General features: G+C 73.1%; 16 protein-coding genes and 1 pseudogene. 10 read left to right on the top strand and 7 right to left on the bottom strand.

Going from position 1 to position 23,776, the window contains the following annotated elements; translation table 11 throughout:
* The 4 genes and pseudogenes from ACGFS9_RS16380 to glgB form a co-directional block, all read left to right on the top strand.
* Positions 1-855, top strand: a pseudogene (locus tag ACGFS9_RS16380) (alpha-1,4-glucan--maltose-1-phosphate maltosyltransferase); the annotation flags it as partial.
* A complete protein-coding gene (gene treS / locus ACGFS9_RS16375) occupies positions 852-2,573 on the top strand; it encodes a maltose alpha-D-glucosyltransferase (protein WP_393253776.1) in 1,722 nt (573 codons plus the stop codon). The pseudogene ACGFS9_RS16380 and the gene treS, both read left to right, overlap by 4 nt.
* A gap of 110 nt (positions 2,574-2,683) precedes the next feature.
* Positions 2,684-4,117 (top strand): phosphotransferase, encoded by a 1,434-nt coding sequence (locus tag ACGFS9_RS16370; protein WP_393253774.1) that lies wholly within the window; start codon positions 2,684-2,686, stop codon positions 4,115-4,117.
* Between the two features lie 48 nt (positions 4,118-4,165).
* Positions 4,166-6,634: a 1,4-alpha-glucan branching enzyme gene (gene glgB / locus ACGFS9_RS16365; RefSeq protein WP_393253772.1), complete on the top strand. Its 2,469-nt coding sequence runs from the start codon at positions 4,166-4,168 to the stop codon at positions 6,632-6,634.
* Positions 6,635-6,698: 64 nt separating this feature from the next.
* Here the strand turns inward: glgB and ACGFS9_RS16360 are convergent, their stop codons facing one another.
* From ACGFS9_RS16360 to ACGFS9_RS16340, 5 genes are all read right to left on the bottom strand, one after another.
* Positions 6,699-9,014, bottom strand: a complete 2,316-nt coding sequence (locus ACGFS9_RS16360) for a HelD family protein (RefSeq protein ID WP_393253796.1) — start codon at positions 9,012-9,014, stop codon at positions 6,699-6,701.
* 145 nt (positions 9,015-9,159) lie between these two features.
* Entirely contained in the window at positions 9,160-9,492 is a 333-nt protein-coding gene (locus ACGFS9_RS16355) for a thioredoxin family protein (RefSeq protein ID WP_393253770.1), read from the bottom strand.
* Positions 9,489-9,917 (bottom strand): MerR family transcriptional regulator, encoded by a 429-nt coding sequence (locus ACGFS9_RS16350; RefSeq protein WP_393253768.1) that lies wholly within the window; start codon positions 9,915-9,917, stop codon positions 9,489-9,491. The genes ACGFS9_RS16355 and ACGFS9_RS16350 overlap by 4 nt, the downstream gene beginning before the upstream one ends.
* 99 nt (positions 9,918-10,016) lie before the next feature.
* Positions 10,017-10,781, bottom strand: a complete 765-nt coding sequence (locus tag ACGFS9_RS16345) for a DUF2127 domain-containing protein (RefSeq protein ID WP_393253766.1) — start codon at positions 10,779-10,781, stop codon at positions 10,017-10,019.
* A 123-nt stretch (positions 10,782-10,904) separates the two neighbouring features.
* Positions 10,905-12,719, bottom strand: a complete 1,815-nt coding sequence (locus ACGFS9_RS16340) for an MFS transporter (RefSeq protein WP_393253764.1) — start codon at positions 12,717-12,719, stop codon at positions 10,905-10,907.
* A 184-nt stretch (positions 12,720-12,903) separates the two neighbouring features.
* Here ACGFS9_RS16340 and ACGFS9_RS16335 point away from each other — a divergent pair, with 184 nt between their 5' ends.
* Positions 12,904-13,512, top strand: a complete 609-nt coding sequence (locus ACGFS9_RS16335; RefSeq protein WP_393253763.1) for a TetR/AcrR family transcriptional regulator — start codon at positions 12,904-12,906, stop codon at positions 13,510-13,512.
* 124 nt (positions 13,513-13,636) lie between these two features.
* Here the strand turns inward: ACGFS9_RS16335 and ACGFS9_RS16330 are convergent, their stop codons facing one another.
* Positions 13,637-15,061, bottom strand: a complete 1,425-nt coding sequence (locus ACGFS9_RS16330) for a cation:dicarboxylate symporter family transporter (protein WP_393253795.1) — start codon at positions 15,059-15,061, stop codon at positions 13,637-13,639.
* Between the two features lie 277 nt (positions 15,062-15,338).
* Between ACGFS9_RS16330 and ACGFS9_RS16325 the strand changes: the two genes are divergently transcribed.
* The 3 genes from ACGFS9_RS16325 to ACGFS9_RS16315 all read left to right on the top strand — a co-directional run bounded on the left by ACGFS9_RS16325 (position 15,339) and on the right by ACGFS9_RS16315 (position 18,947).
* A complete protein-coding gene (locus tag ACGFS9_RS16325; protein WP_393253762.1) occupies positions 15,339-17,090 on the top strand; it encodes an ATP-binding protein in 1,752 nt (583 codons plus the stop codon).
* Positions 17,087-17,764 (top strand): response regulator, encoded by a 678-nt coding sequence (locus ACGFS9_RS16320; protein ID WP_393253760.1) that lies wholly within the window; start codon positions 17,087-17,089, stop codon positions 17,762-17,764. Before ACGFS9_RS16325 ends, ACGFS9_RS16320 begins: the two co-directional genes overlap by 4 nt.
* Positions 17,765-18,233: 469 nt before the next feature.
* A complete protein-coding gene (locus ACGFS9_RS16315) occupies positions 18,234-18,947 on the top strand; it encodes a helix-turn-helix domain-containing protein (RefSeq protein WP_393253759.1) in 714 nt (237 codons plus the stop codon).
* 140 nt (positions 18,948-19,087) lie between these two features.
* Here the strand turns inward: ACGFS9_RS16315 and ACGFS9_RS16310 are convergent, their stop codons facing one another.
* Entirely contained in the window at positions 19,088-20,113 is a 1,026-nt protein-coding gene (locus ACGFS9_RS16310) for an ATP-dependent 6-phosphofructokinase (protein WP_393253758.1), read from the bottom strand.
* Between the two features lie 250 nt (positions 20,114-20,363).
* Between ACGFS9_RS16310 and pta the strand changes: the two genes are divergently transcribed.
* Together pta and ACGFS9_RS16300 are read left to right on the top strand one after the other, a co-directional pair.
* Positions 20,364-22,454 (top strand): phosphate acetyltransferase, encoded by a 2,091-nt coding sequence (gene pta / locus ACGFS9_RS16305; protein WP_393253757.1) that lies wholly within the window; start codon positions 20,364-20,366, stop codon positions 22,452-22,454.
* Positions 22,451-23,716: an acetate kinase gene (locus ACGFS9_RS16300; RefSeq protein WP_393253755.1), complete on the top strand. Its 1,266-nt coding sequence runs from the start codon at positions 22,451-22,453 to the stop codon at positions 23,714-23,716. Before pta ends, ACGFS9_RS16300 begins: the two co-directional genes overlap by 4 nt.
* Positions 23,717-23,776: the final 60 nt, after the last annotated feature.

Raw genomic sequence — 23,776 nt, 5'->3', positions numbered from 1 at the left:
CCGCACACCAAGCCGGTCGTCTTCTGGGAACAGGTGATCGCGCAGATCAACCGGACCGACCCGGACGTCGTCTTCCTGGCCGAGGCCTTCACCCGGCCGGCGATGATGCGGACGCTGGGGGCGGTCGGTTTCCAGCAGTCGTACACCTACTTCACCTGGCGCAACACCAAGCAGGAGCTGACGGAGTACCTCACCGAACTCTCCGGCGAGGCCGCCGCGCACATGCGGCCCAACTTCTTCGTCAACACCCCGGACATCCTGCACGAGTTCCTCCAGCACGGGGGCCGCCCGGCCTTCGAGGTGCGGGCCGTGCTCGCCGCGACCCTCTCCCCCACCTGGGGCGTCTACAGCGGCTTCGAACTCTGCGAGAACACGGCGCTGCGGCCGGGCAGCGAGGAGTACCTGCACTCGGAGAAGTACCAGTTGCGCCCGCGCGACTGGGAGGCGGCGGAGCGCGAGGGCCGCACCATCACGCCCCTGCTGCGCCGGCTCAACGCGGTCCGGCGGCGCAGCCCCGCGCTGCGCCAACTGCGCGACCTGCACTTCCACCACGCCGACCAGGACGCGGTGATCGTCTACTCGAAGTCCGCCCGCGACACACAGGGTTCGAACACGGTTCTGGTCGTGGCGAACCTCGATCCGCACCACACCCAGGAGGCCACGGTCTCGTTGGACATGCCACGGCTCGGCCTGGACTGGCATGAGACGGTGCCGGTGCGCGACGAGCTCACCGGCGAGACCTACAACTGGGGCAGGACCAACTACGTGCGCCTGGAGCCCGGGCACCGGCCGGCGCACGTCTTCACCGTCCTGCGACCGTCCTCACCGCAGATCGGAGGGTCACCCACCACATGATCGTCAACGAGCCCGTCCACGACACGTTCGAGGACACCCCGGCCAAGGACCGCGATCCCGAGTGGTTCAAGCGCGCCGTCTTCTACGAGGTGCTGGTGCGGTCCTTCCAGGACAGCAACGGCGACGGCATCGGCGACCTCAAGGGCCTGACCGCCAAACTCGACTACCTCCAATGGCTGGGCGTCGACTGCCTGTGGCTGCCGCCCTTCTTCAAGTCCCCGCTGCGCGACGGCGGCTACGACGTCTCCGACTACACCGCCGTCCTGCCCGAGTTCGGCGACCTCGCCGACTTCGTCGAGTTCGTCGACGCCGCCCACCAGCGCGGCATGCGCGTCATCATCGACTTCGTCATGAACCACACCAGCGACCAGCACCCGTGGTTCCAGGAGTCCCGCGCCCACCCCGACGGCCCCTACGGCGACTACTACGTCTGGGCCGACGACGACAAGCAGTACCAGGACGCCCGCATCATCTTCATCGACACCGAAGCCTCCAACTGGACCTTCGACCCCGTCCGCAAACAGTACTACTGGCACCGCTTCTTCTCCCACCAGCCCGACCTCAACTACGAGAACCCGGCCGTCCAGGAAGAGATCATCTCCGCGCTGCGGTTCTGGCTCGACCTCGGCATCGACGGCTTCCGGCTGGACGCGGTCCCCTATCTGTACCAGGTCGAGGGAACCAACTGCGAAAACCTTCCTGCGACCCACGAGTTCCTCAAGCGGGTGCGCAAGGAGATCGACACGCACTATCCGGACACGGTGCTGCTGGCCGAGGCCAACCAGTGGCCCGAGGACGTCGTCGACTACTTCGGCGACTTCCCCTCCGGCGGCGACGAGTGCCACATGGCCTTCCACTTCCCCGTCATGCCCCGCATCTTCATGGCCGTCCGCCGCGAGTCCCGCCACCCCGTCTCCGAGATCCTCGCCAAGACCCCCGCCATCCCCACCAACTGCCAGTGGGGCATCTTCCTGCGCAACCACGACGAGCTCACCCTCGAAATGGTCACCGACGAAGAACGCGACTACATGTACGCGGAATACGCCAAGGACCCGCGCATGCGGGCCAACATCGGCATCCGCCGCCGCCTCGCCCCCCTGCTCGACAACGACCGCAACCAGATCGAACTCTTCACCGCCCTGCTGCTGTCCCTGCCCGGCAGCCCGATCCTCTACTACGGCGACGAGATCGGCATGGGCGACAACATCTGGCTCGGCGACCGCGACGCCGTCCGCACCCCCATGCAGTGGACCCCCGACCGCAACGCCGGATTCTCCTCCAGCGACCCCGGCCGCCTCTTCCTGCCCACCATCATGGACCCCGTCTACGGCTACCAGGTCACCAACGTCGAGGCGTCGATGTCCTCGCCCTCCTCACTGCTGCACTGGACCCGCCGCATGATCGAGATCCGCAAGCAGAACCCCGCCTTCGGACTCGGCTCCTACACCGAACTCCCCTCCTCCAACCCCGCCGTCCTCGCCTTCCTGCGCGAGGCCCCCTCGACCGCCGACGGCGGCGACGACGACCTGGTGCTGTGCGTGCACAACTTCTCGCGCTTCGCCCAGCCCACCGAACTCGACCTCAGCGCCTTCACCGGGCGCCACCCCGTCGAGCTGATCGGCGGCGTCCGCTTCCCCGCCATCGGGGAACTGCCCTACCTGCTCACCCTGGCCGGACACGGCTTCTACTGGTTCCGGCTGCGGACGGACGCCGTATAGGAAGCCGGGGGCGGGGCGGTTTCCACCGCCCCGCCCGGGGCACCCATCAGGAACACCCCGCCTCGCCCGGTATCCGGGAACCCGGGCACTGGGGAAAGGACGCGACGCCCATGTCGGAAGCCGTAACCCACTCCGCCCCGGCCCCGCTCGCCCGCCCCGAGTTGCTCGCGTCGCTCGATCCACTGCTGCGGGAATGGCTGCCGCGGCAGCGCTGGTTCGCCGGCAAGGGGCGCCCGGTGACCGGGTTCTCACTGGTCGCCGCGGTGGAACTCCTGCCCTCCACGGCCCCGTTGGGACTGATCCACCTTCTCGTGCGGGCACATCAGCCGCTCTCCGCGGCCCACGGCGCGAGCGCACAGCCCGGCGACTGCTACCAACTGCTCATCGGGGTCCGCGAGGCGCTCCCCCCGCACCTCGCGCCCGCACTGATCGGACACCCCCGGCAGGGGCCGCTGGCCGGCCGCACGGTGTACGAGGCGCTGTACGACCCCCGGCCCGCCGGCGTCCTGCTGGAGGCGCTGCGCTCCGGCGCCCGGCTCGGCGCCCTGCGCTTCGAACGGGACCCACGCCAGGACATACGCGAGGACCTCGTCCCGCGCCTGGTGACCGCGGAACAGTCCAACTCCTCGATCGTGTACGGCGATACGTTCATCCTGAAGCTGCTGCGCCGGATCGTGCCGGGGATCAACCCGGACCTCGAACTGCCGCTGGCGCTGGCCCGCGAGGGCTGCCCGCGGGTCCCGGCGCCGGCGGCCTGGATGGTCGCGGACCTGGACGCCGAGACCCACGTGCTCGGCGTCCTCCAGCCCTTCGTGCAGGGCGCCGCCGACGGCTGGGAGCTGGCGCTGCGGGAACTCGCCAAGGGCGAGGACTTCACCGCCGAGGCGCGGGCGCTGGGCCGGGCCACCGCCGAGGTGCACACGGCGCTCGCCCGGGCCCTGCCGACGGTGACCCTGGGCCATCACCAGACGGCACCGCTCGTCGACACGATGACCGGGCGCCTGGAGACCACCGCTCAGGCCGTTCCGGCGCTGCGGCCCTACGTGCCCGGCCTGCGCACCGCGTTCGAGGCGCTCGCCGACCTGTCCGCCGAGGGCCACACCTGGACCGCCCAGCGCATCCACGGCGATCTGCACCTCGGCCAGTGCCTGCGTTCGGCCGACGGCCGGTGGTCCCTGATCGACTTCGAGGGCGAGCCGTCCAAGCCCCTCGCGGAACGCCGGATGCCGCAGCCCCCGGCCCGCGACGTCGCGGGCATGCTGCGCTCCTTCGACTACGCGGCCCACGCGCTGCCTCCGGCCGGCGGCGCCGACCGGGCCGGTGGCTCCGGCTCGCCGGCCGCGGGCTGGGCCGCCGCCTGCCGGGCCGCGTACTGCGCCGGGTACGCCGAGGCCGGCGGAACCGACCCGCGCACGGACCCGGTCCTGCTCCGCGCCTTCGAGACCGACAAGGCGGTGTACGAGGTCCTCTACGAGGCCCGGCACCGCCCCGACTGGCTGCCGGTTCCGCTGGCGGCGGTGCGGCGGCTCGCCGCGCCGTCCTGAACACCCTTGTGCCGTCTATCCGTTCACCCTCCCGAGGAGGCCCCGCCCGTGACGCCCCGCCCCCCGTCCGACGACGGTCCGAAGAAGAACAGCGCGAAGAAGCCGGCCGCCGGAAAGAAGACGGCGGCCGAGAAGTCCGCCGGGAGGAAGTCCCCGGCCAGGAAGAAGTCCGCCAGGGGCGTGAGTGCCGTGGCGCGGATTCCGGACGCCGCGGACGGCGGCGCGGGTGCCGCCGGGAACGCGCCCGCCGTGCCGGAGGACGGTCGCGCCGTGCCGGAGGGCGGCCCGGGAGGCGCGGACCCCGTCGGTGCCGCGGCAAAGGCCCCCGGCTCCGCGGAGATCGACGCGGCCGACCGCGCGCGGCTGCTCGACGGCACACACCACAACCCACACGGTGTGCTGGGGGCGCACCCGGTGCCGGGGGGCATCGCCTTCCGGGTCTTCCGCCCGTACGCGCTCGGCGTCACGGTCGTCGCGCAGGACCTGCGGGCCGCCCTCCAGGACGACGGGGGCGGGTTCTTCTCCGGCCTGCTGCCGCTGCGGGCGATCCCGGACGCCTACCGGCTGCTCGTGACCTACGCGGACGCCGAACGGGAGACCGAGGACGCCTACCGCTTCCTGCCCGCCCTCGGCGAGCTGGACCTGCACCTGATAGGCGAGGGCCGGCACGAGGAACTGTGGAAGGCGCTCGGCGCGGTGCCGATGGAGCACCAGGGGGTGGCCGGCACACGGTTCACGGTGTGGGCCCCGAACGCGCGAGGCGTCCGCGTCGCCGGCTCCTTCAACTTCTGGGACGGCTCCGGGCATCCGATGCGCTCGCTCGGCTCCTCGGGCGTCTGGGAGGTGTTCCTGCCCGGGGTCGGCGAGGGCGAGCTGTACAAGTTCGACATCACCCGCCCGGACGGCTCGCACACGCTGCGCGCCGACCCGATGGCCCGCCGCACGGAGGAACCGCCCCGGACCTCGTCGGTCGTGCACGCCTCGCACCACGTGTGGCGGGACGCGGACTGGCTGGCGCGCCGGGCGGAGCGCCCGGCCCACGAGGCCCCGGTGTCCGTGTACGAGATCCATCTGCCCTCCTGGCGGCCTGGGCTGACCTACCGTCAGCTCGCCGAGCAGCTGCCGGCCTACGTCGCCGACCTCGGGTTCACGCACGTGGAGCTGATGCCGGTCGCCGAGCACCCCTTCGGCGGGTCCTGGGGCTACCAGGTGACCGGGTTCTACGCGCCGACCGCCCGGCTGGGCACCCCGGACGACTTCAAGCACCTCGTCGACGCGCTGCACCGAGCGGGCATCGGCGTGCTGATGGACTGGGTGCCCGCGCACTTCCCGCGGGACGAGTGGGCGCTGGCCGCCTTCGACGGCCGCCCGCTCTACGAGCACCCCGACCCGCAGCGCGCCGACCACCCCGACTGGGGCACCCTGGAGTTCGACTACGGCCGCCGCGAGGTGCGCAACTTCCTCGTCGCCAACGCCACGTACTGGTGCGAGGAGTTCCACATCGACGGCCTGCGCGTCGACGCCGTCGCCTCCATGCTCTACCTCGACTACTCCCGCGAGCCGGGGCAGTGGAGCCCCAACGAGCACGGCGGCCGGGAGAACCTGGACGCGGTGGCGTTCCTCCAGGAGATGAACGCCACCGTCTACCGCCGCAACCCCGGGGTCGTCACGGTGGCCGAGGAATCGACGGCCTGGGACGGCGTGACCCGGGCCACCCACCACACCGGACCAGGGGGCTTCGGCGGCCTCGGCTTCGGGCTGAAGTGGAACATGGGCTGGATGCACGACTCGCTGGACTACCTGGCCCACGAGCCGGTGCACCGCAAGTACCACCACGACGAGATGACCTTCTCGATGGTGTACGCCTACAGCGAGAACTACGTCCTGCCCATCTCGCACGACGAGGTCGTCCACGGCAAGCGCTCCCTCGTCTCCAAGATGCCCGGCGACTGGTGGCAGCAGCGCGCCAACCTGCGCGCCTACCTCGCCTTCATGTGGGCCCACCCCGGCAAGCAACTCCTCTTCATGGGCCAGGAGTTCGCCCAGGGGGCGGAGTGGTCGGAGGCACACGGCCCGGACTGGTGGCTGCTCGATCCGGCGTACGGCGCCGAGGCGGACCACCGCGGCGTGCGCGACCTCGTCCGCGACCTCAACACGGTCTACCGGCACGAGCCCGCGCTGTGGGAACGCGACACCGATCCGTCCGGGTTCGCCTGGGTCTCCGGCGACTCCGCCGACGACAACGTCTTCGCGTTCCTGCGGCACGCCGCGGACGGCACGCCCCTGCTCGCCGTCTCGCACTTCTCCCCCGCCGTGCGGCACGGCTACCGCCTCGGCGTCCCCGAGGACGTCCCCGCCTGGCACGAGGTCCTCAACACCGACGCCCTGCGCTACGGCGGCGGCGACGTCACCAACCCGCACCCGGTCAAGCCGGAGCCGACCCCCTGGCACGGCCGGCCGGCCAGCGTCCAGCTGACGCTGCCGCCCCTGTCGACGGTCTGGCTGCGGCCGGCCTAGGCGCGCGTCCCCCGGCCGTCCCGCGCCCGCGGAGGGACGGGACGGCCCGGGCGCCGGGCGCGGGTCAGCGCAGGCCGGCGGCCCGCAGCGAGGCGGGCAGTTCACCCGTGTACAGCACGCCCAGGGACTGCGTGGCCCGGGTGAGCGCGACGTAGAGGTCGCTCGTGCCGTAGGAGGCGGGGTCGACCACCAGCACCGCGTCGAACTCCAGCCCCTTGGCCTGGCGGGGGGCGAGGAGGACCACGGACCGGGTCAGGTCCGGTTCCCCGCCCGCCGTGACCCCGTCCAGCCGGCCGGCCAGCTCGGCGTGCAGGGCACGCGGCGCGATGACCGCGAGCCGCCCCTCGGCCGGGGTCAGCTCGGCGACCGCCTCGGCCACCGCGCCGGGCAGGTCGCCGCCGGCGTCGCGCGCCCAGGGACGTACGCCGGTGGAGCGGACGGACCGGGGTGGCTCGAAGCCGGGGTGCTCGGCGCGCGGCACGGCGGCGGCGACGTCCATGATCTCGGACGGCGTGCGGTAGTTGACGCCGAGCCGGGTGTGCTCCCAGCGGTCCCCGACGTACGGGGCGAGGACCTCCCGCCACGAGCCGACGCCCGCCGCCTCCGCCGTCTGCGCGGGGTCGCCGACGAGGGTCATGGAACGGGTGGGGGTACGGCGCATCAGCAGCCGCCACGCCATCGGCGACAGCTCCTGCGCCTCGTCCACGATGATGTGGCCGAAGGCCCAGGTCCGGTCGGCGGCGGCCCGCTCGGCGGCGCTGCGGTGGTCGTCCTCCTCGTGCCGTTCGGCCATCCGTTCGGCGTCGATGATGTCGTGCGCCGACAGGATCTCGGAGTCCTCCTCGTCCTTGTCGTCGAACTCGTAGGTGCGGGAGGCGTAGGAGACGTCCAGGACGCCCTGGGCGTACGCGATCTGGGTGTGCCGCTCGCGGTCGGCGCGGGCCCGGGCGACCCGCTCGTCCTCGCCGAGCAGTTCGGCCGCCTCGTCGAGGAGCGGGACGTCCGCCTCGGTCCAGTCGCCGGGGCCGGTGACCGGGCGCCGGACGGCGCGCGCGTCCTCGTCCGCCAGGTGGCCGTCCGGGTCGGCGAGGAGGTCGGCGACGAGCCGCGTCGGGGTGAGCCTCGGCCACAGCCGGTCGATGGCCGACCACACGTCGGGGTTCTCGGCGAGTTCGTCCCGGATCTGGGTGACGTCACTCGGGTCGAGCAGGTTGCCGCCGTCGAAGGGGTCGGTGCCGATGCGCTCGGCGAGCATGTCGGTGAGGGCGTTGAGGATGTGTCCCTCGAAGTGCTCGCGGGCCACGTTGTGCGGCAGGCCGGCGGCGCGGGTGCGGTCCCGGGCGACCCGGACGAGGCCCGCGTCGAGCATGAGGACCTCCCGGTCGTGCTCGATGGCGATGACCGGGTCGGGGAGCGCCTGCCGCTGCGCGACGGCACGGGCGAGGACGCCGGCCATCTCGGCGCGGCCCTTCACGGCGGCCGCCTGCGGGGTGTCCGCGGCCCTGGCGTGGACACCGGGGAACAACTCGCCGAGGGTGGAGAGCAGGACGCCGGTCTCACCGAGCGAGGGCAGCACCTCTGAGATGTAGCCGAGGAAGGCCGGGTTGGGGCCGACGATGAGGACGGCCCGCCTGGCGAGCAGTTCGCGGTGCTCGTAGAGCAGGTAGGCCGCGCGGTGCAGGGCGACGGCGGTCTTCCCGGTGCCCGGCCCGCCCTCGACGACGAGGACGCCCCGGTGCGGGGCCCGGATGATCCGGTCCTGTTCGGCCTGGATGGTCTGCACGATGTCGCTCATGCGGCCGGTTCGGGCCGAGTCGAGCGCGGCGAGCAGCACCGCGTCGCCGGTGGGGTCCTCGTGGCCGGTGCGTTCGCGGTCGCCGAGGTCGAGGATCTCGTCGTGCAGGCCGGTGACGCGCCGCCCGTCGGTGGTGATGTGCCGGCGGCGGCGCAGGCCCATGGGAGTGTGCCCGGTGGCGAGGTAGAAGGGGCGGGCTACGGGGGCCCGCCAGTCGATGAGGATCGGCGTGTGGTCGGCGTCGTCGGCGCGGACGCCGATGCGGCCGATGTGGTGGCTGACGGCAGGGGCGGCGGTGTCCCGGTCCGGGGCCAGGTCGATCCGGCCGAAGCAGAGCGAGCCGTCGACGGCGTTCAGCGCGGCGAGCAGTCCCGAGCGCTCGGCCACCAGGACGTCCCGTTCGAGGCGGGCCTGCATGGGCGTACTGCCCTGGGCGAGGGCGTCCCCCACGGAGTCCTCGGTGGCCCCGCGCAGGGCGTCCACGCGCGTGTACAGCCCGTCGACGAATTCCTGCTCGTACCGCAGTTCGTCGTCGGGGAATTCTGTGTGTGAGCCCTTGTTTGACAATTCCGCTCCCGCCCGGATATACTCTGCTCAGTGAACTTTGCGCGGCCTTCATAAACAAAGTCGCGAATCATCGAATATACGCAGAGAAATCCCCCGAGCGCAATGGCGCGGGGGATTTTCCGTGTTCGGGGTGCGCCGCGGCCGAGGCGGTCCGGGCCCCGCATCACAGCACGTCGGTCACCTCCCGCAGCAGCTTCCGCTTCGCGCGCGCTCCCACCATCGACGCCACCGGCTCACCGTCGCGGAACACCAGGAACGTCGGCATCGACAGCACCCCGTACGCGAGCGCGGTCCGCGGATTGGTGTCCACGTCCAGCTGGACCACCCGGAACCGGTCCGCCTCCTCACGCGCCAGCTCGGTGAGGACCGGGCCCATCTGGCGGCACGGCGGACACCAGTCGGCGGTGAACTCCACCAGCACCGGACGGTCCGCCCCGATCACCTCCGCCGCGAAGTCCGCGTCCGTCACCTCGGCCACGCCTGCCGCTCTGATCATCGCGTCCTGCCTCCCAGCTCGCACAGCGGTTCCGGACCGCCCGGAACCAGCGCCTCGGCCGCCAGCTCGTCGCGGGCCCGTTCCGCCCGCTCCAACTGCTCGCCGACCTGCGCGCGCACCGACCTCAGCTCCCCGATCAGCGCGTCGAGTTCGCCGAGTTTGCGCCGGTACACGGCCAGCGAGTCGGGGCACGCGTCGCCCTCGGGATGCCCGGCCCGCAGGCATTCCACGAAGGGCCGCGTCTCCTCCAGGTCGAACCCGAAGTCCTGGAGCGTCCTGATCTGCCGGAGCAGCCGCAGATCGCCCTCGTCGTACGTCCGGTACCCGTTCTCGCCCCGCCGCGCGGGCAGCAGCCCCCGCGACTCGTAGTAGCGCAGGGTCCGCGTGGTCGTCCCGGCCCGCGCCGCCAGCTCGCCGATTCGCATGACCCGACCGTATTCCTTGACGCCGACGTCAAGGCAAGCGGCGGCCGGCCCGGCAGCCGCCGTCCCGCGCGGCGGCGCCACCGCTCCGCACGCGCCGCCTCACACCAGGACGCCGGCCGACTCCTCGACCTCCAGCAGGGAGGCGCTCTGCCGCTCCGCCTCGAAGGCACGGCGGCCCCCGCGCAGGCCGAACAGCCGCTTGGTCAGGGCGATGTAGAGGACGGCGAGGATGTTGAGGACGAGGGTGGCGACCTTCAGCCAGCTGAGGTGCTCGGTGAGTTCGTAGACCTCCAGCGGCAGGAACGCGGCCGTGGCGACGACCGTGAGGTACTCCGCCCAGCGCCTGGCGTACCAGAGGCCGACCGCCTCGACGATCTCGACGAGCGCGTACGCCAGCAGCAGCGCGGCCACGAGCAGCAGCGTGGAGTGCCGGTAGCCGAACGTCTTCTGGATCGTGCCGACGACGGGCGAGTGGTCGAGGTCGTAGTGGAAGTGCCGGAACACCGGACGGAAGACGTCGAGGTACTCGTCGAAGAGGCGCCGGACCGCGTCCTGGCTGTTGCTGAACCTCCAGACCGCGACGGCGACCAGCACGATGAACACACCGCGCACCGCCCGCTCGACCGCCAGGAAGCGCAGGACGAACAGGTCCCGCAGCACCGTGCCGCGCGGCACCAGCGGCGCCTCGACGGCGGGGCCCGAGCCGTGCGGATCACCGAGGGCGAAGTCACCGCAGCGCAGACACCGCCACGCCTCGCCCAGTCCCGTCTCCGCGCGCAGCCGGTCGCGCAGCACCGCCTCGTCGGGCGCGTACGTCACGTGGCCCCGCCGCGCGCAGGTGCGCCGGTCCCAGTCGATCTTCATGCTCGGTGTCCTCCGCGGAACGTGGCGTGCCGTGCCGGGGGTCCGGCACGGCACGGTGCTGCACGGTGTACGAGACGACGGGCCGGCGCCGGCGGTTCCGCGCACGCCGGGACGCCGGCCGGCTCAGGTCGCGCCGCTCCCCGCCGGCGCCGTCTCCTGCCCGGACCGCCCGGAGCCGGTCCGGGAGGCGGGCTCCGGTCCGGCCTCGGTCCCGGGCTCGGCTGCCGCCGGGGCGGTGGCCGCGGCCTCGGCCGCCGCGTCCGTGTCCGTGCCTGCGTCGGCGTCGGCGTCGGCCGCCGGGCCCTCGGTCACGGTCTCGGTGCGGTCCCGGCGGGGCAGCAGGACGGCGACCAGTACCGTGCCCACGCCGAGGACGACCGCGCCGACGAGGCTGGTGTGGGCGACGGCGTCCGCGAAGGACGAGCCGACCGCGTCCGCCATCTGCCGTGCGCCGTCGGCGAGTTGACGGGACTGCGCGGTGAGCTGGGCGGCCCGGCCGGCGTCCGCCGTCCCGGCCGCCTGTTCGGCGAGCCGCTGCGCCTTGTCGCCGATGCCCTGCGCGACGGCGTACCCGGCCCCCACCGAGTCCTGGGCGGTGGCCAGTACGCCCGCCGGCAGCGGGCGGCCCGCCGTGGCGTCCGCGAGGTGGGAGGAGTAGGAGCCCGCGAGCACCGAACCGAGGATGGCGATGCCGAGCGAGCCGCCGAGTTCCAGCGAGGTGTCGTTGACCGCGCCGCCGACGCCGAGTTCGGACTCGGGGAAGGCGCCCATGATGGCGTCGGTGCAGGGCGAGAGGGCGAGCCCGATGGCGAGGCCGAGGATGACGAGGGGCAGCACGAAGTCGCCGTACGTCGAACTCGCGTCCACCCGGGTGAGCAGCGCGAGGGCCGCCGTGCCGCCGACCATGCCCGCGGTCACCGTGATCCGCATGCCGATGCGGGGGGTGAGGTAGCCGGTGAGCGCCGAGCCCACGAAGACGGCGCCGGCCAGCGGAAGCATCCGTACGCCGGTGTCCAGGGCGTCGTAGCCGAGGACGAACTGCAGGTGCTGGGTGAGGTAGTAGAAGGCGCCGAAGACGGCGAGGAAGAAGAGGGCGACGGCCAGGTTCGAGCCGGCGAAGCGGCGCTGCGCGAAGCGCCGCACGTCGACGACGGGGCGCGGGTGGCGCAGCTCCCACAGGACGAACAGGACCAGGCCCGCGCCGGCGGCCACGGCCGCGGTGACGGCCTTCGCGCCCCAGCCGAAGTGCGGCCCCTCGATGATCATGTAGACCAGGGAGCCGACCCACACCACGGACAGCAGTCCGCCGACGTGGTCGATGCGGTGCCGGTGCGCGGCCCGGGACGGCGGCACGAGGACGAGGGCCCCGACGACGGCGAGCGCGGCGATCGGCACGTTGATCAGGAACGTGGACGACCAGCCGTGGCGCTCCAGGAGCGCCCCCGCGACCAGGGGGCCGGCCGCGATGGCGAGTCCGGCGGTGGCGGTCCACAGCACGATGGCCTTGGCACGTTCGGCCCGCGGGAAGGTCGCGGCGAGCAGGGAGAGCGTCGCGGGCATGATCAGCGCGGCGCCGACCCCCATGACCGCGCGGGCCGCGATGACCCCGGTGGAACTGCCGACGAGGGAGCCGGCGACCGCGCCGCCGCCGAAGACGACGAGCCCGAGGACCAGGGCGCCGCGGCGGCTGTACTTGTCGCCGACCGCGCCGAGCAGCAGCATCAGCGCGGCGTAGGGGACCGTGTAGCCGTCGATGACCCATTGCAGGTCGGCGCTGGTCAGGCCGAGATCCTGCGTCATGTCCGGTGCCGCGACCGTGAGGGCGGTGTTCGCCATCACGATGATCAGCAGGCTCAGGCAGAGCACGAGCAGTGCCCACCAGCGCCGGGCGTAGGGCCGGTCCATGTCCTCGACCGGTTCTTTCATGACGAGACGCATCGCTACGGCCGCCCTCCTCCGTCGTCCGGCACGGGGATCGGTCCGCACCGGGACTTGCACAATGGCGTGCAATTACACAACCATGTGCAATGTACGAGGTTGCACAGCACTGTGCAAATCAGGAGGTGGAGCGATGCCTGCCGCGGAACGCGGGGGCGCCCGCAGGACGGGCAGAATGGCAGCCATGACCACGGGTAACCCGAGCCGAGCCGATGTGAACCGCCGCCGCATCCTCGATGTCGCGCTCGCCGAGCTGCTGCGCGACCCCGACGCGTCCATGGACCAGATCGCCCGCGCGGCGGGCGTCGTCCGGCGCACCGTGTACGGCCACTTCCCCAGCAGGGAGGCGCTGGTCGGCACCCTGACCGACGAGGCCGTGGCGGCGGTGGCGGCGGCGCACGCGGCGGGCCGCGAGGGCGTGGCGGACCCGGTGGAGTCGCTGGCCCGCTCGACCCTCGCCGTCTGGGAGATCGCCGACCGCTACCGGCTGCTGGTCGCGCTGGCCCAGCGCAGCGTCACCCTCCAGGGCATCCGCGAGCGGCTCACACCGGTCCGCGAGGACTGCGCGGAGATCCTCCGGCGCGGCCTGGAGCAGGGGGCGTTCGCGTCCCCGCTGCCGCCGCGGGCACTGGCGTACGTGCACGAGCAGACCCTGTTCGCGCTCATGGAGGCGGTGAACGACGGGCTGCTGCCCGCCCGTGAGGCGGGCAGCTCCGCCACCGTCACCATGCTCACCGCGGCGGGCGTGCCCGCCGCGCGCGCCACCGCCCTGGTGGCGGAGCTGAGCGGCTGAACCGGCCGGGGCGCACCCCCGCCGGCCCGACCGCCGGCCGACCGGCAACGCGGCGGACGGCCGGTCCGCGGGGTGCGGGCCGGCCGTCCGGTGTTCCGGCGCGCCCGCGCGGGCGCCGGACTCGTCAGGTCGTGGCCAGTTCCTTCTCGCCGCCCTGCTCCGGCACGTCCGGTCCGGTGCCGTCGGTGCCGTCGGCGCCGGACTCGTCGAGCAGCGTCCTCTCGTCGAACGGCAGCCGCCCGGCCAGGACCTCGGCGACCCGCTCCTTGTCGATCTCGTTCGTCCAGGTGCCGATGAGGACCGTGGCGACGGCGTTGCCGGCGAAGTTGGTCAGCGCCCGCGCCTCGCTCATGAAGCGGTCGATGCCCACGATGAGGCCGACCCCGTCCACCAGGGCGGGCTTGTGCGACTGGAGTCCCCCGGCCAGCGTGGCGAGGCCCGCGCCGCTGACGCCCGCGGCGCCCTTGGACGCGACCAGCAGGAAGAGCAGCAGCGGGATCTGCTCGCCGATCGACATCGGCGTGCCCATCGCGTCGGCGATGTACAGCGACGCCATGGTCATGTAGATCATCGTGCCGTCGAGGTTGAAGGAGTAGCCGGTCGGGACGGTGATGCCGACGACGGGCTTGCCGACCCCCAGGTGCTCCATCTTGGCGATGAGCCGCGGCAGCGCGGACTCCGACGAGGACGTCGACAGGATGAGCAGGAACTCCCGGCCCAGGTACTTCAGGAACGTGAGGATGTTCAGGCCCGTGACCACCCGCAGCACCGCGCCGAGCACCACGAACACGAACAGGAAGCAGGTGACGTAGAAGCCGAGCATCAGGACGGCCAGACTCTTCAGCGCGTCCACGCCGGCGGAGCCGGTCACGGCGGCGATGGCGCCGAACGCGCCGAGCGGAGCCGCCCACATGACCATGGCGAGGATGCGGAAGACGAGCCGCTGGATGTGCTCGATGCCCCGCAGGACGGGCTGCCCGGCCGAGCCCATCGCCTGGAGCGCGAAGCCGGTGAGGAGCGCGACGAGCAGGGTCTGGAGCACCTGGCCCTCGGTGAACGCCGACACCATCGTCGTCGGGATGATCGAGAGCACGAAGTCGACCGGCGGCAGCGCCTCCGCCGAGACCTGGCCCTGGCCCGCCTGCTTGACCGCGTCGGTCATCGCGAGGCTGCTGCCCGGGTCCAGGACGTTGCCGACGACCAGGCCGATGGCCAGCGCCACCAGCGACATCACCAGGAAGTAGCCGAGCGCGATCCCGCCGACGGCGCCGACCTTGGCGGCCTTGCGCACCGAGCCGATGCCCAGCACGATCGTGCAGAAGATGATCGGCGAGATCATCATCTTGATCAGGTTCACGAAGCCGGTGCCGATGGGCTTGAGCTCGACCGCGAAGTCCGGGGCGAGCAGGCCCACCGCGATCCCGAGGATCACGGCGCCGATCACGGCGAGGTACAGGTAGTGCGTGCGGTCCCGTCTGGCGGCGGGTGCGGCAGGTGCCGTCTGCGATGTGTCGGCCACGGCTGCCCTCCTTGACGACGTCGTCGGCATCATCCGGCGTGCGGCTCACGTCCGGCGGTTCCCGGCGTGCGGCTCACGCCCGGGCTCCGGGAGGCGTGGACTCCCGGGGGATGTGGGGACTATCTCCCGGCCTGTGAGGCCGGTCACCCTTCCGTTCATTGAGTTCACGCCGCGCGGTACGTCGGTTTCACGCCGCGCTCGCCGTTCCGGTCCGCCCGCGGGCGGGGCGGGCGGCGGACCGGCCGCACCGCGGGCGCCGCGGACCTGACCGGTGGACCGGCCGGCCGGGCGAGGCACACTGAACGGCATGCGCCTTCCCCGCGTCCCCCGCCCCCGCAGCCTGGCCGGCCAGCTGTTCGGCATGCAGGCCGTGCTGATCGCGGTGCTCGTCGCCGGGTACGCGCTGTTCACCTACGTCAGCGACCGCGGCCAGGCCGAGGAGGCGGCCGGACGCCAGGCCATGGCGGTCGCCCGTTCCGTCGCCGACTCGCCCTCGGTCCGCGAGGCCGTGGGCACCGCGCACCCCAGCGCCCTGCTCCAGCCGTACGCCCTGCGGGTGCAGCGGGACACCGGCGTCGACTTCATCACGATCATGAATCCGCGGGGCATCCGCTGGACCCATCCCGATGAGTCCCGGATAGGCGGTCACTTCCTCGGGCACACCGGCCCCGCCCTGGCGGGCCGCTCCTTCACCGAGACGTACACGGGCAGCCTCGGCCCCTCGGTGCGCGCCGTGACCCCGATCCGGGCCGGCGGCGAGACCGTCGGGCTGGTCAGCGCGGGCATCAGGGTCCAGGCGATCACCGAGCGCATCCAGGACCAGGTCACCGCCCTGGTCGGGGTCGCGGGAGGAGCGCTGCTGATCGGCGGCATCGGCACGTACGTCATCAACGCACGGCTCCGCCGCTCCACCCACGGGATGAACGCGGCCGAACTGAGCCGCATGCACGACTACCACCAGGCGGCGCTGCACGCGGTGCGCGAGGGGCTGCTGATGCTGGACGGTCAGTTCCGGGTGGCGCTGATGAACGACGGCGGCCGGGAGCTGCTCGGCGTCCCGGGCGAGGTGGTCGGCCGCTCGGTCGCCGACCTCGGCCTGCCGGCGCCGCTCACCGGCGCGCTGCTGTCGGCGGGGTCGCGGGTGGACGAGGTCCACCTCACGGACACCCGGGTCCTGGTGGTGAACACCTCCCCGGTGTCCGGCGGCGAGCGCCGGGGCACCGTCGTCACCCTCCGCGACGTCACCGAACTCCAGTCGCTGACGGGCGAGCTGGACTCGGAGCGGGGTTTCACCGAGGCGCTGCGCTCGCAGGCCCACGAGGCGGCGAACCGGCTGCACACCGTGGTCTCGCTGATCGAGCTGGGCCGCGCCGAGGAGGCCGTCGACTTCGCCACGGCGGAGCTGGAGCTGGCGCAGGCCCTCACCGACGAGGTGGTCTCCGCGGTCAGCGAGCCGGTGCTCGCCGCGCTGCTGCTGGGCAAGGCGGCCCAGGCGAACGAGCGGGGCGTGGAGCTGGTGGTCTCCGCCGACAGCGGCATCGACGACGGGCTGCTGCCGGCCTCCCTCCCGGCCCGCGACCTGGTCACCGTCCTCGGCAACCTGATCGACAACGCCGTGGACGCCGCGCAGGGGACGCCCCGGGCACGGGTCACGGTGACGGCGTGCACCGGCGACGGGGTGCTGGTGCTGCGGGTGGCCGACACCGGTCCCGGAGTGGACCCCGCCCACGCCGAGCAGGTCTTCGAACGGGGCTGGTCCACGAAACCGGCGGGCCCCGCGGGCCGGGGTCTGGGCCTGGCCCTGGTCCGCCGGACGGTGAACCGCCACGGCGGCACCCTGGCCGTCGCGGAGGCACCCGGCGGCGGAGCGGAGTTCGAGGCGCGCCTGCCGCTCCCGGCGACGGGACCGGCACCGGCCCCGGGGGCGCGCGCGCAGGAGGGCCCGGCCGGCGATCCGGCCGCCGGCGCCGACACCCTCCCGGGCACCGTCCCGGCTCCGCGCCGCGCCGTTCCCGCCGATCGGCCGGTCCGGCCCGTTCCGCACGGAGGCGACGCATGACCGATCCGATCAGAGTGCTGGTGGTCGAGGACGACCCCGTAGCCGCCGACGCGCACGTCATGTACGTGGGGCGGGTCCCCGGGTTCAGCGCCGTCGGCGCGGCCCGCACCGGCGCCGAGGCGCGCCGCGTGCTGGACCGGACACCGGTGGACCTGCTGCTGCTCGATCTGCACCTGCCGGACGTGCACGGACTGCGGCTGGCCCGTTCGCTGCGGGCGGCCGGGTACCACGCGGACGTGATAGCGGTGACCTCCGCGCGGGACCTGGCCGTCGTGCGCGAGGGCGTCTCGCTCGGGGTCGTGCAGTACGTGCTGAAGCCGTTCACCTTCGCGACCCTGCGCGACCGGCTCGTCCGGTACGCCGAGTTCCGCGCGGCGGCCGGTGAGGCCAGCGGCCAGGCCGAGGTGGACCGGGCGCTGGCGGCCCTGCGGGCCCCCGGGCCGGCTGCGCTCCCCAAGGGTCTGAGCGCGCCCACCCTGGAACGGGTGACCGTGACCCTGCGGGACTGCGCCGACGGCCTGACGGCGGCCGGGGTCGCGGAGGCGGTCGGCATCTCCCGGATCACGGCCCGGCGCTACCTGGAGCATCTGGTGGACGCCGGCCGGGCCGCCCGCGCCCCCCAGTACGGGACGGTCGGGCGGCCGGAACTGCAGTACCGGTGGGTGCGGGGCTGACGGGGCCCCGGCGGGCGAGCGGCCTGCCGCAGACGGGGCGCGCCCGGCGGGCGGGCCCCGGCGGCCCCGGGCGACGGGCCCGGCCGGGCGCCGGCGGACCCCGGCGCAGGACGGGGCCGGGGGCGGCCGGCGACCGGTGGGCCGATCCGGGTGCCGCCGCCGGCGCTGGTGCCGTAGCCGGAACGGGTCGCCGGACGGCTCGCGGCGTCCGGTGCGGTGCACCGCACCGCGGAGCATCGCCCGGGTACGGGAAATACCCGGCTGCTACGACAACGCGGCGAGGTGCCGTGCCGGGCGTCGCGAGCCGGTGAACCCTTCCGGTCAGGGCGCTGGAAGGGCGCCCGGCCAGGCGTCGAGCGCGTTCTCGTCGGAGGGCCGTACCGGGCGCCGGGGCCGCAGCCGTAGGTTCCTACGATCCGTGATTGTGGCCGAACAGCCCGTAGTCAGCGCGGCCCGGGGCCCATACCTTGTGCGCGTGCACCGACCGCAAGCCGAACAGCCCACCCCGCCCTTCAACGCCCTCGCCGCCCGCAGGCTGCGGGCGGCGCTCGGCATGGGGCCCGAACACGTCGCCTACGGACTGCGCGCCTCCTACGGCCTGCCGTACGCGACCCCCGATCTGATCACCGCGTGGGAGCGCGGAACGACGGCGCCGAGCAGCCCGGAACTCACCGCCCTCGCCGGGGTGTTGTGGTGTTCACCGGGCGAACTCATCGGCGCCCCGCGCACCCTGCGCGAACACCGTGTGGCCCGCGACCTCGCCCAGGAGGACGTGGCGCGGGCCGTGGGGCTCGAACTCCTCGCCTACCAGCGGATGGAGGAGACCGGGAGCTGGCGCGGCACCGAGCGCCAGTCGGCCGCGCTCGCCGACGTCCTCGACCTGTCACTGCCGGACTTCGTCACCGTGACCGGGCGCGACGGCAGACTCGCCGACCTGCTGCGCAGCGCCGTCACCACCCGCTGGCAGGCGTACGTCCGGCCGGTCGCCAAGACCGTGCCGCTGGACCGGCAGCTTCTGGAGGACGCCCTCCAGGAGATGCACGCGGACTACCAGGGGCAGATGGCCGCCACGCTCAGCTGGGGTCCGGGGCCGGCCGCCGCCGGCTCCGGCGCGTCGGGACGGGAGTACCTGGAACGGGTCGTCGACCACTTCTGGTCGACGATCCGGGCCCACACCCACTGACCCGCGGCCGGGGACCGTCCGCACGCCGGAGGTTCACCCGCCGCCGGACGTCCGGCGGCGGGACCGGGCCGGCGCCGGGTCCCGGCCGGCGCACCGGGTGACGTCCCGGGGCACGGCCGCCCGGGCCCCGGCGGGGGGGGCTAGAACACCGACTCGGCCTCGTCCATGCGGTCCTTGGGGACGGTCTTCAGCTCGGTCGTCGCGTCCGCGAGCGGCACCATCTCGATGTCGGTGCCGCGCAGCGCGGTCATCCGGCCGAACCCGCCGCTGTGCGCGGCCTCCACGGCGTGCCATCCGAAGCGGGTGGCGAGCACCCGGTCGTAGGCGGTCGGGGTACCGCCGCGCTGGACGTGGCCGAGGATGACGGGCTTGGCCTCCTTGCCGAGCCGGCGCTCCAGCTCGTACGCCAGGGCGGTGCCGATGCCCTGGAAACGCTCGTGGCCGAACTGGTCGATCTCGCCGTGGCCGTAGTCCATCGCGCCCTCGACGGGGTGGGCGCCCTCGGCGACGCAGACGACGGCGAACCGCTTGCCGCGCGCGAAGCGCTCCTCGACCATCGCGACCAGGTCGGCGGGGTCGAAGGGGCGTTCGGGCAGGCAGATGCCGTGCGCGCCGGCCGCCATGCCGGACTCCAGGGCGATCCAGCCGGCGTGCCGGCCCATGACCTCCACGACCATCACCCGCTGGTGGGACTCGGCGGTGGTCTTCAGCCGGTCCATGGCCTCGGTGGCGACGCCGACGGCGGTGTCGAAGCCGAAGGTGCGGTCCGTCGCGGAGATGTCGTTGTCGATGGTCTTCGGCACGCCGACCACGGGCAGGCCCGCGTCGGAGAGCATCCGCGCCGCCGTGAGGGTGCCCTCGCCGCCGATCGGGATGAGCACGTCGATGCCGAACTCGCGGGCCATGTCCTGCGCGTTCTCGCAGGCCTCGCGGAGCCGGTCGCGCTGGAGCCGGGAGGAGCCGAGGATGGTGCCGCCCCGGGCGAGGATGCCGCTGACCGCGTTGAGGTCGAGGGTGCGGTAGCGGCCGTCGAGCAGGCCGGCGTAGCCGTCCTCGAAGCCGATGACCTCGTCGCCGAAGTGGGTGACCGCTCGGTGCACGACCGACCGGATCACTGCGTTCAGGCCGGGGCAGTCGCCGCCTGCGGTGAGAACTCCGATGCGCATCGTGCTGTGTCTCCTGCTCGCTGCCGGTACGTGTGAGCCAGCTCGATTGTTCCACGCCCCGCGGAGCACCGCCGCTGCCCCGGGGCTCCCGGCCGTCCTCCGGGCTCCCGGTCCGGTCCGACCTGGGCGTTTGCCCTGGGGGGCGCCTTAGCCAGCCCCGGAGGTATTGTCAAGAGGGTTCTGCTCACGTGGGTGGGCCCCTTTGCGAGCCCAGCGCACCGCCTGGCGCCGAGACGGATGGAGAGCACGCGTGACGCGCAGCGTGTACGTGACCGGGATCGACCGCGGCGACGGCCGCCAGGTCGTCGAGCTGGGGGTCATGGAGCTGCTGACCCGCCAGGTCGACCGGGTGGGCGTGTTCCGCCCGCTCGTGCACGACGGCCCGGACCGCCTCTTCGAACTGCTCCGGGCCCGCTACCGCCTCACCCAGGACCCGGCGACGGTCTACGGCATGGACTACCACGAGGCGTCCGCGCTCCAGGCCGAGCAGGGCACCGACGAGCTGGTGTCCACCCTCGTCGACCGCTTCCACCTGGTCGCCCGCGACTACGACGTCGTCCTCGTCCTCGGCACCGACTTCGCCGCCACTCAGTTCCCCGACGAGCTGGCGCTGAACGCGCGGCTGGCGAACGAGTTCGCCGCCTCGGTGATCCCGGTCGTCGGCGGCCGGGCGCAGAACGCGGAGTCGGTGCGCGCCGAGGCCCGCAACGCCTACCGCGCCTACGACGGGCTGGGCTGCGACGTCCTCGCCATGGTGGTGAACCGGGTGGAGCCCGCGAGCCGGGCGGAGATCGTGGAGCGGCTCGGCTCCCGGCTGCCGGTCCCCTGCTACGTGCTGCCCGACGAGCCCGCGCTGTCCGCGCCGACCGTCGCGCAGATCACCCAGACCCTCGGCGGCGAGGTGCTCCTCGGCGACGACGCCGGCCTGTCCCGCGACGCGCTCGACTTCGTCTTCGGCGGCGCCATGCTGCCGAACCTGCTGCGGGCGCTGACCCCCGGATGCCTGGTGGTCACCCCGGGCGACCGCGCGGACCTGGTGATCGGCACGCTCGCCGCGCACAGTGCCGGCACCCCGCCGATAGCGGGCATCCTGCTCACCCTGAACGAGCGGCCCAGCCCCGAGATCCTCACGCTCGCGGAGCGCCTCGCCCCCGGCACCCCGGTCGTCTCGGTGACGGGCAACTCCTTCCCCACCGCGACGGAACTGTTCTCCCTGGAGGGCAAGCTGAACGCGGGCACCCCCCGCAAGGCGGAGACCGCGCTCGGCCTGTTCGAGCGGTATGTCGACACCTCGGACCTGCTGAAGCGGGTGTCCGCGCCGAGCAGCGACCGGCTCACGCCGATGATGTTCGAGCACAAGCTGCTGGAGCAGGCACGCTCCGACAAGCGCCGTGTCGTCCTGCCCGAGGGGACCGAGGAGCGGGTGCTGCACGCCGCGGAGGTGCTGCTGCGCCGCGGAGTCTGCGACCTGACCCTGCTCGGCCCGCCCGACCGCATCCGCAAGAAGGCCGCCGACCTGGGCATCGACCTGGGCGCCGCCCAGCTGGTCGACCCGCATACCTCGGCGCTGCGGGACACCTTCGCCGAGAAGTACGCGGAGCTGCGCGCGCACAAGGGCGTCACGGTGGAACTGGCCTACGACGTCGTGGCCGACGTCAACTACTTCGGCACGCTGATGGTGCAGGAGGGCCTCGCCGACGGCATGGTGTCCGGGTCCGTGCACTCCACGGCCGCGACCATCCGGCCCGCCTTCGAGATCATCAAGACCCGGCCGGAGGCGAAGATCGTCTCCTCCGTCTTCTTCATGTGCCTGGCCGACAAGGTCCTCGTCTACGGCGACTGCGCGGTGAACCCCGACCCCGACGCCGAGCAGCTGTGCGACATCGCCATCCAGTCGGCGGCCACCGCCGAGCAGTTCGGGGTGGAGCCGCGGATCGCGATGCTGTCGTACTCCACGGGCACCTCGGGCACCGGCGCCGACGTCGACAAGGTGCGCGAGGCGACCGATCTGGTGCGGCTGCGCCGGGGCGACCTGCGGATCGAGGGGCCGATCCAGTACGACGCCGCCGTCGAGCCGTCGGTCGCGGCGACCAAGCTCCCGGAGTCCGAGGTCGCGGGCCAGGCGTCGGTGCTGATCTTCCCCGACCTCAACACCGGCAACAACACGTACAAGGCCGTGCAGCGGTCGGCCGGCGCGATCGCCGTCGGGCCGGTGCTCCAGGGGCTGCGCAAGCCCGTGAACGACCTGTCGCGCGGCGCCCTCGTCCAGGACATCGTCAACACGGTCGCCATCACGGCGATCCAGGCCCAGGCCCCCGACCAGAAGGCTCCCGCGCAGTGACCGCAGACCGCTCCCCCGCCCCCGCTCCGTCCGCTACGGCGCGCCCGGCCTCCGCGGCCACGCGCGTGCTCGTGCTCAACTCCGGGTCCTCGTCGGTGAAGTACCAGCTCCTCGACATGCGGGACAGCTCCCGGCTCGCCGTCGGTCTGGTGGAGCGCATCGGCGAGAACGGCTCGCTGCTGCGGCACACCGTGCCGGCCACCGGTGAGACCCGGGAGTCGGCGGGCGAGTTCGCCGACCACGAGGCCGCCCTGAAGGCGGTCGCCGCGGAGCTGTCGGCGGACGGGCTCGGTCTGGACTCCCCGGAACTGGCGGCGATCGGCCACCGGGTGGTGCACGGCGGCAGGACGTTCACCGAGCCGGTGGTCGTCGACGACGCGGTCCTCGCGGAGATCGAGCGGCTGATCCCGGTGGCGCCGCTGCACAACCCGGCCAACCTCACCGGCATCCGCACCGCGGCGGCACTGCGGCCCGACCTGCCGCAGGTCGCGGTCTTCGACACGGCCTTCCACACGACGATGCCGGAGTCGGCGGCGCGCTACGCGATCGACGTGCGGACGGCCGACGAGCACCGCATCCGCCGCTACGGATTCCACGGCACCTCGCACGCGTTCGTCTCGCGGGCGACGGCCGAACTGCTCGGCAGGCGCCCCGAGGACGTCAACGTCATCGTGCTGCACCTGGGCAACGGCGCGTCCGCGTCGGCGGTGCGGGGCGGGCGCTGCGTGGAGACGTCGATGGGGCTCACCCCGCTGGAGGGGCTGGTGATGGGCACCAGGTCGGGTGACGTCGACCCGGCCGTCATCTTCCATTTGCAGCGTGTCGGGAATCTGTCCACGGACGAGATCGACACTCTTCTCAACAAGAGGAGCGGTCTGGTCGGCCTGTGCGGCGACAACGACATGCGGGAGATCCGCCGTCGGGTCGACGCCGGCGACGAGCAGGCGCGGCTGGCCTTCGACATCTACATCCACCGCCTGAAGAAGTACATCGGCGCCTACTACGCGGTGCTCGGCCGGGTGGACGCCGTGGCCTTCACCGCCGGCGTGGGCGAGAACGCGGCACCGGTCCGGGAGGCGGCGATCGCGGGCCTGGAGGAGCTGGGGCTGGCCGTCGACGGCGAGCTGAACGCCGTGCGCGGGGGCGGGGCCCGCCTTGTTTCGCCGCCCTCCGCGCGGGTGGCGGTCGCCGTGGTGCCGACGGACGAGGAGCTGGAGATCGCCGCACAGACGTTTGCGCTGGTCGGAGGAGGGGCCGCCTGAACGGGCCACGGAGCCACGCCTGAGCGGGCATCCGCCCATTTGTATCTTCCGCCAGACGGA

The sequence above is a fragment of the Streptomyces sp. NPDC048566 genome (genome assembly GCF_043199735.1).
GTDB lineage: Bacteria > Actinomycetota > Actinomycetes > Streptomycetales > Streptomycetaceae > Streptomyces.
The sequence above is the reverse complement of the archived record's forward strand: the minus strand, read 5'-3'. Positions and strand labels throughout refer to the sequence as shown.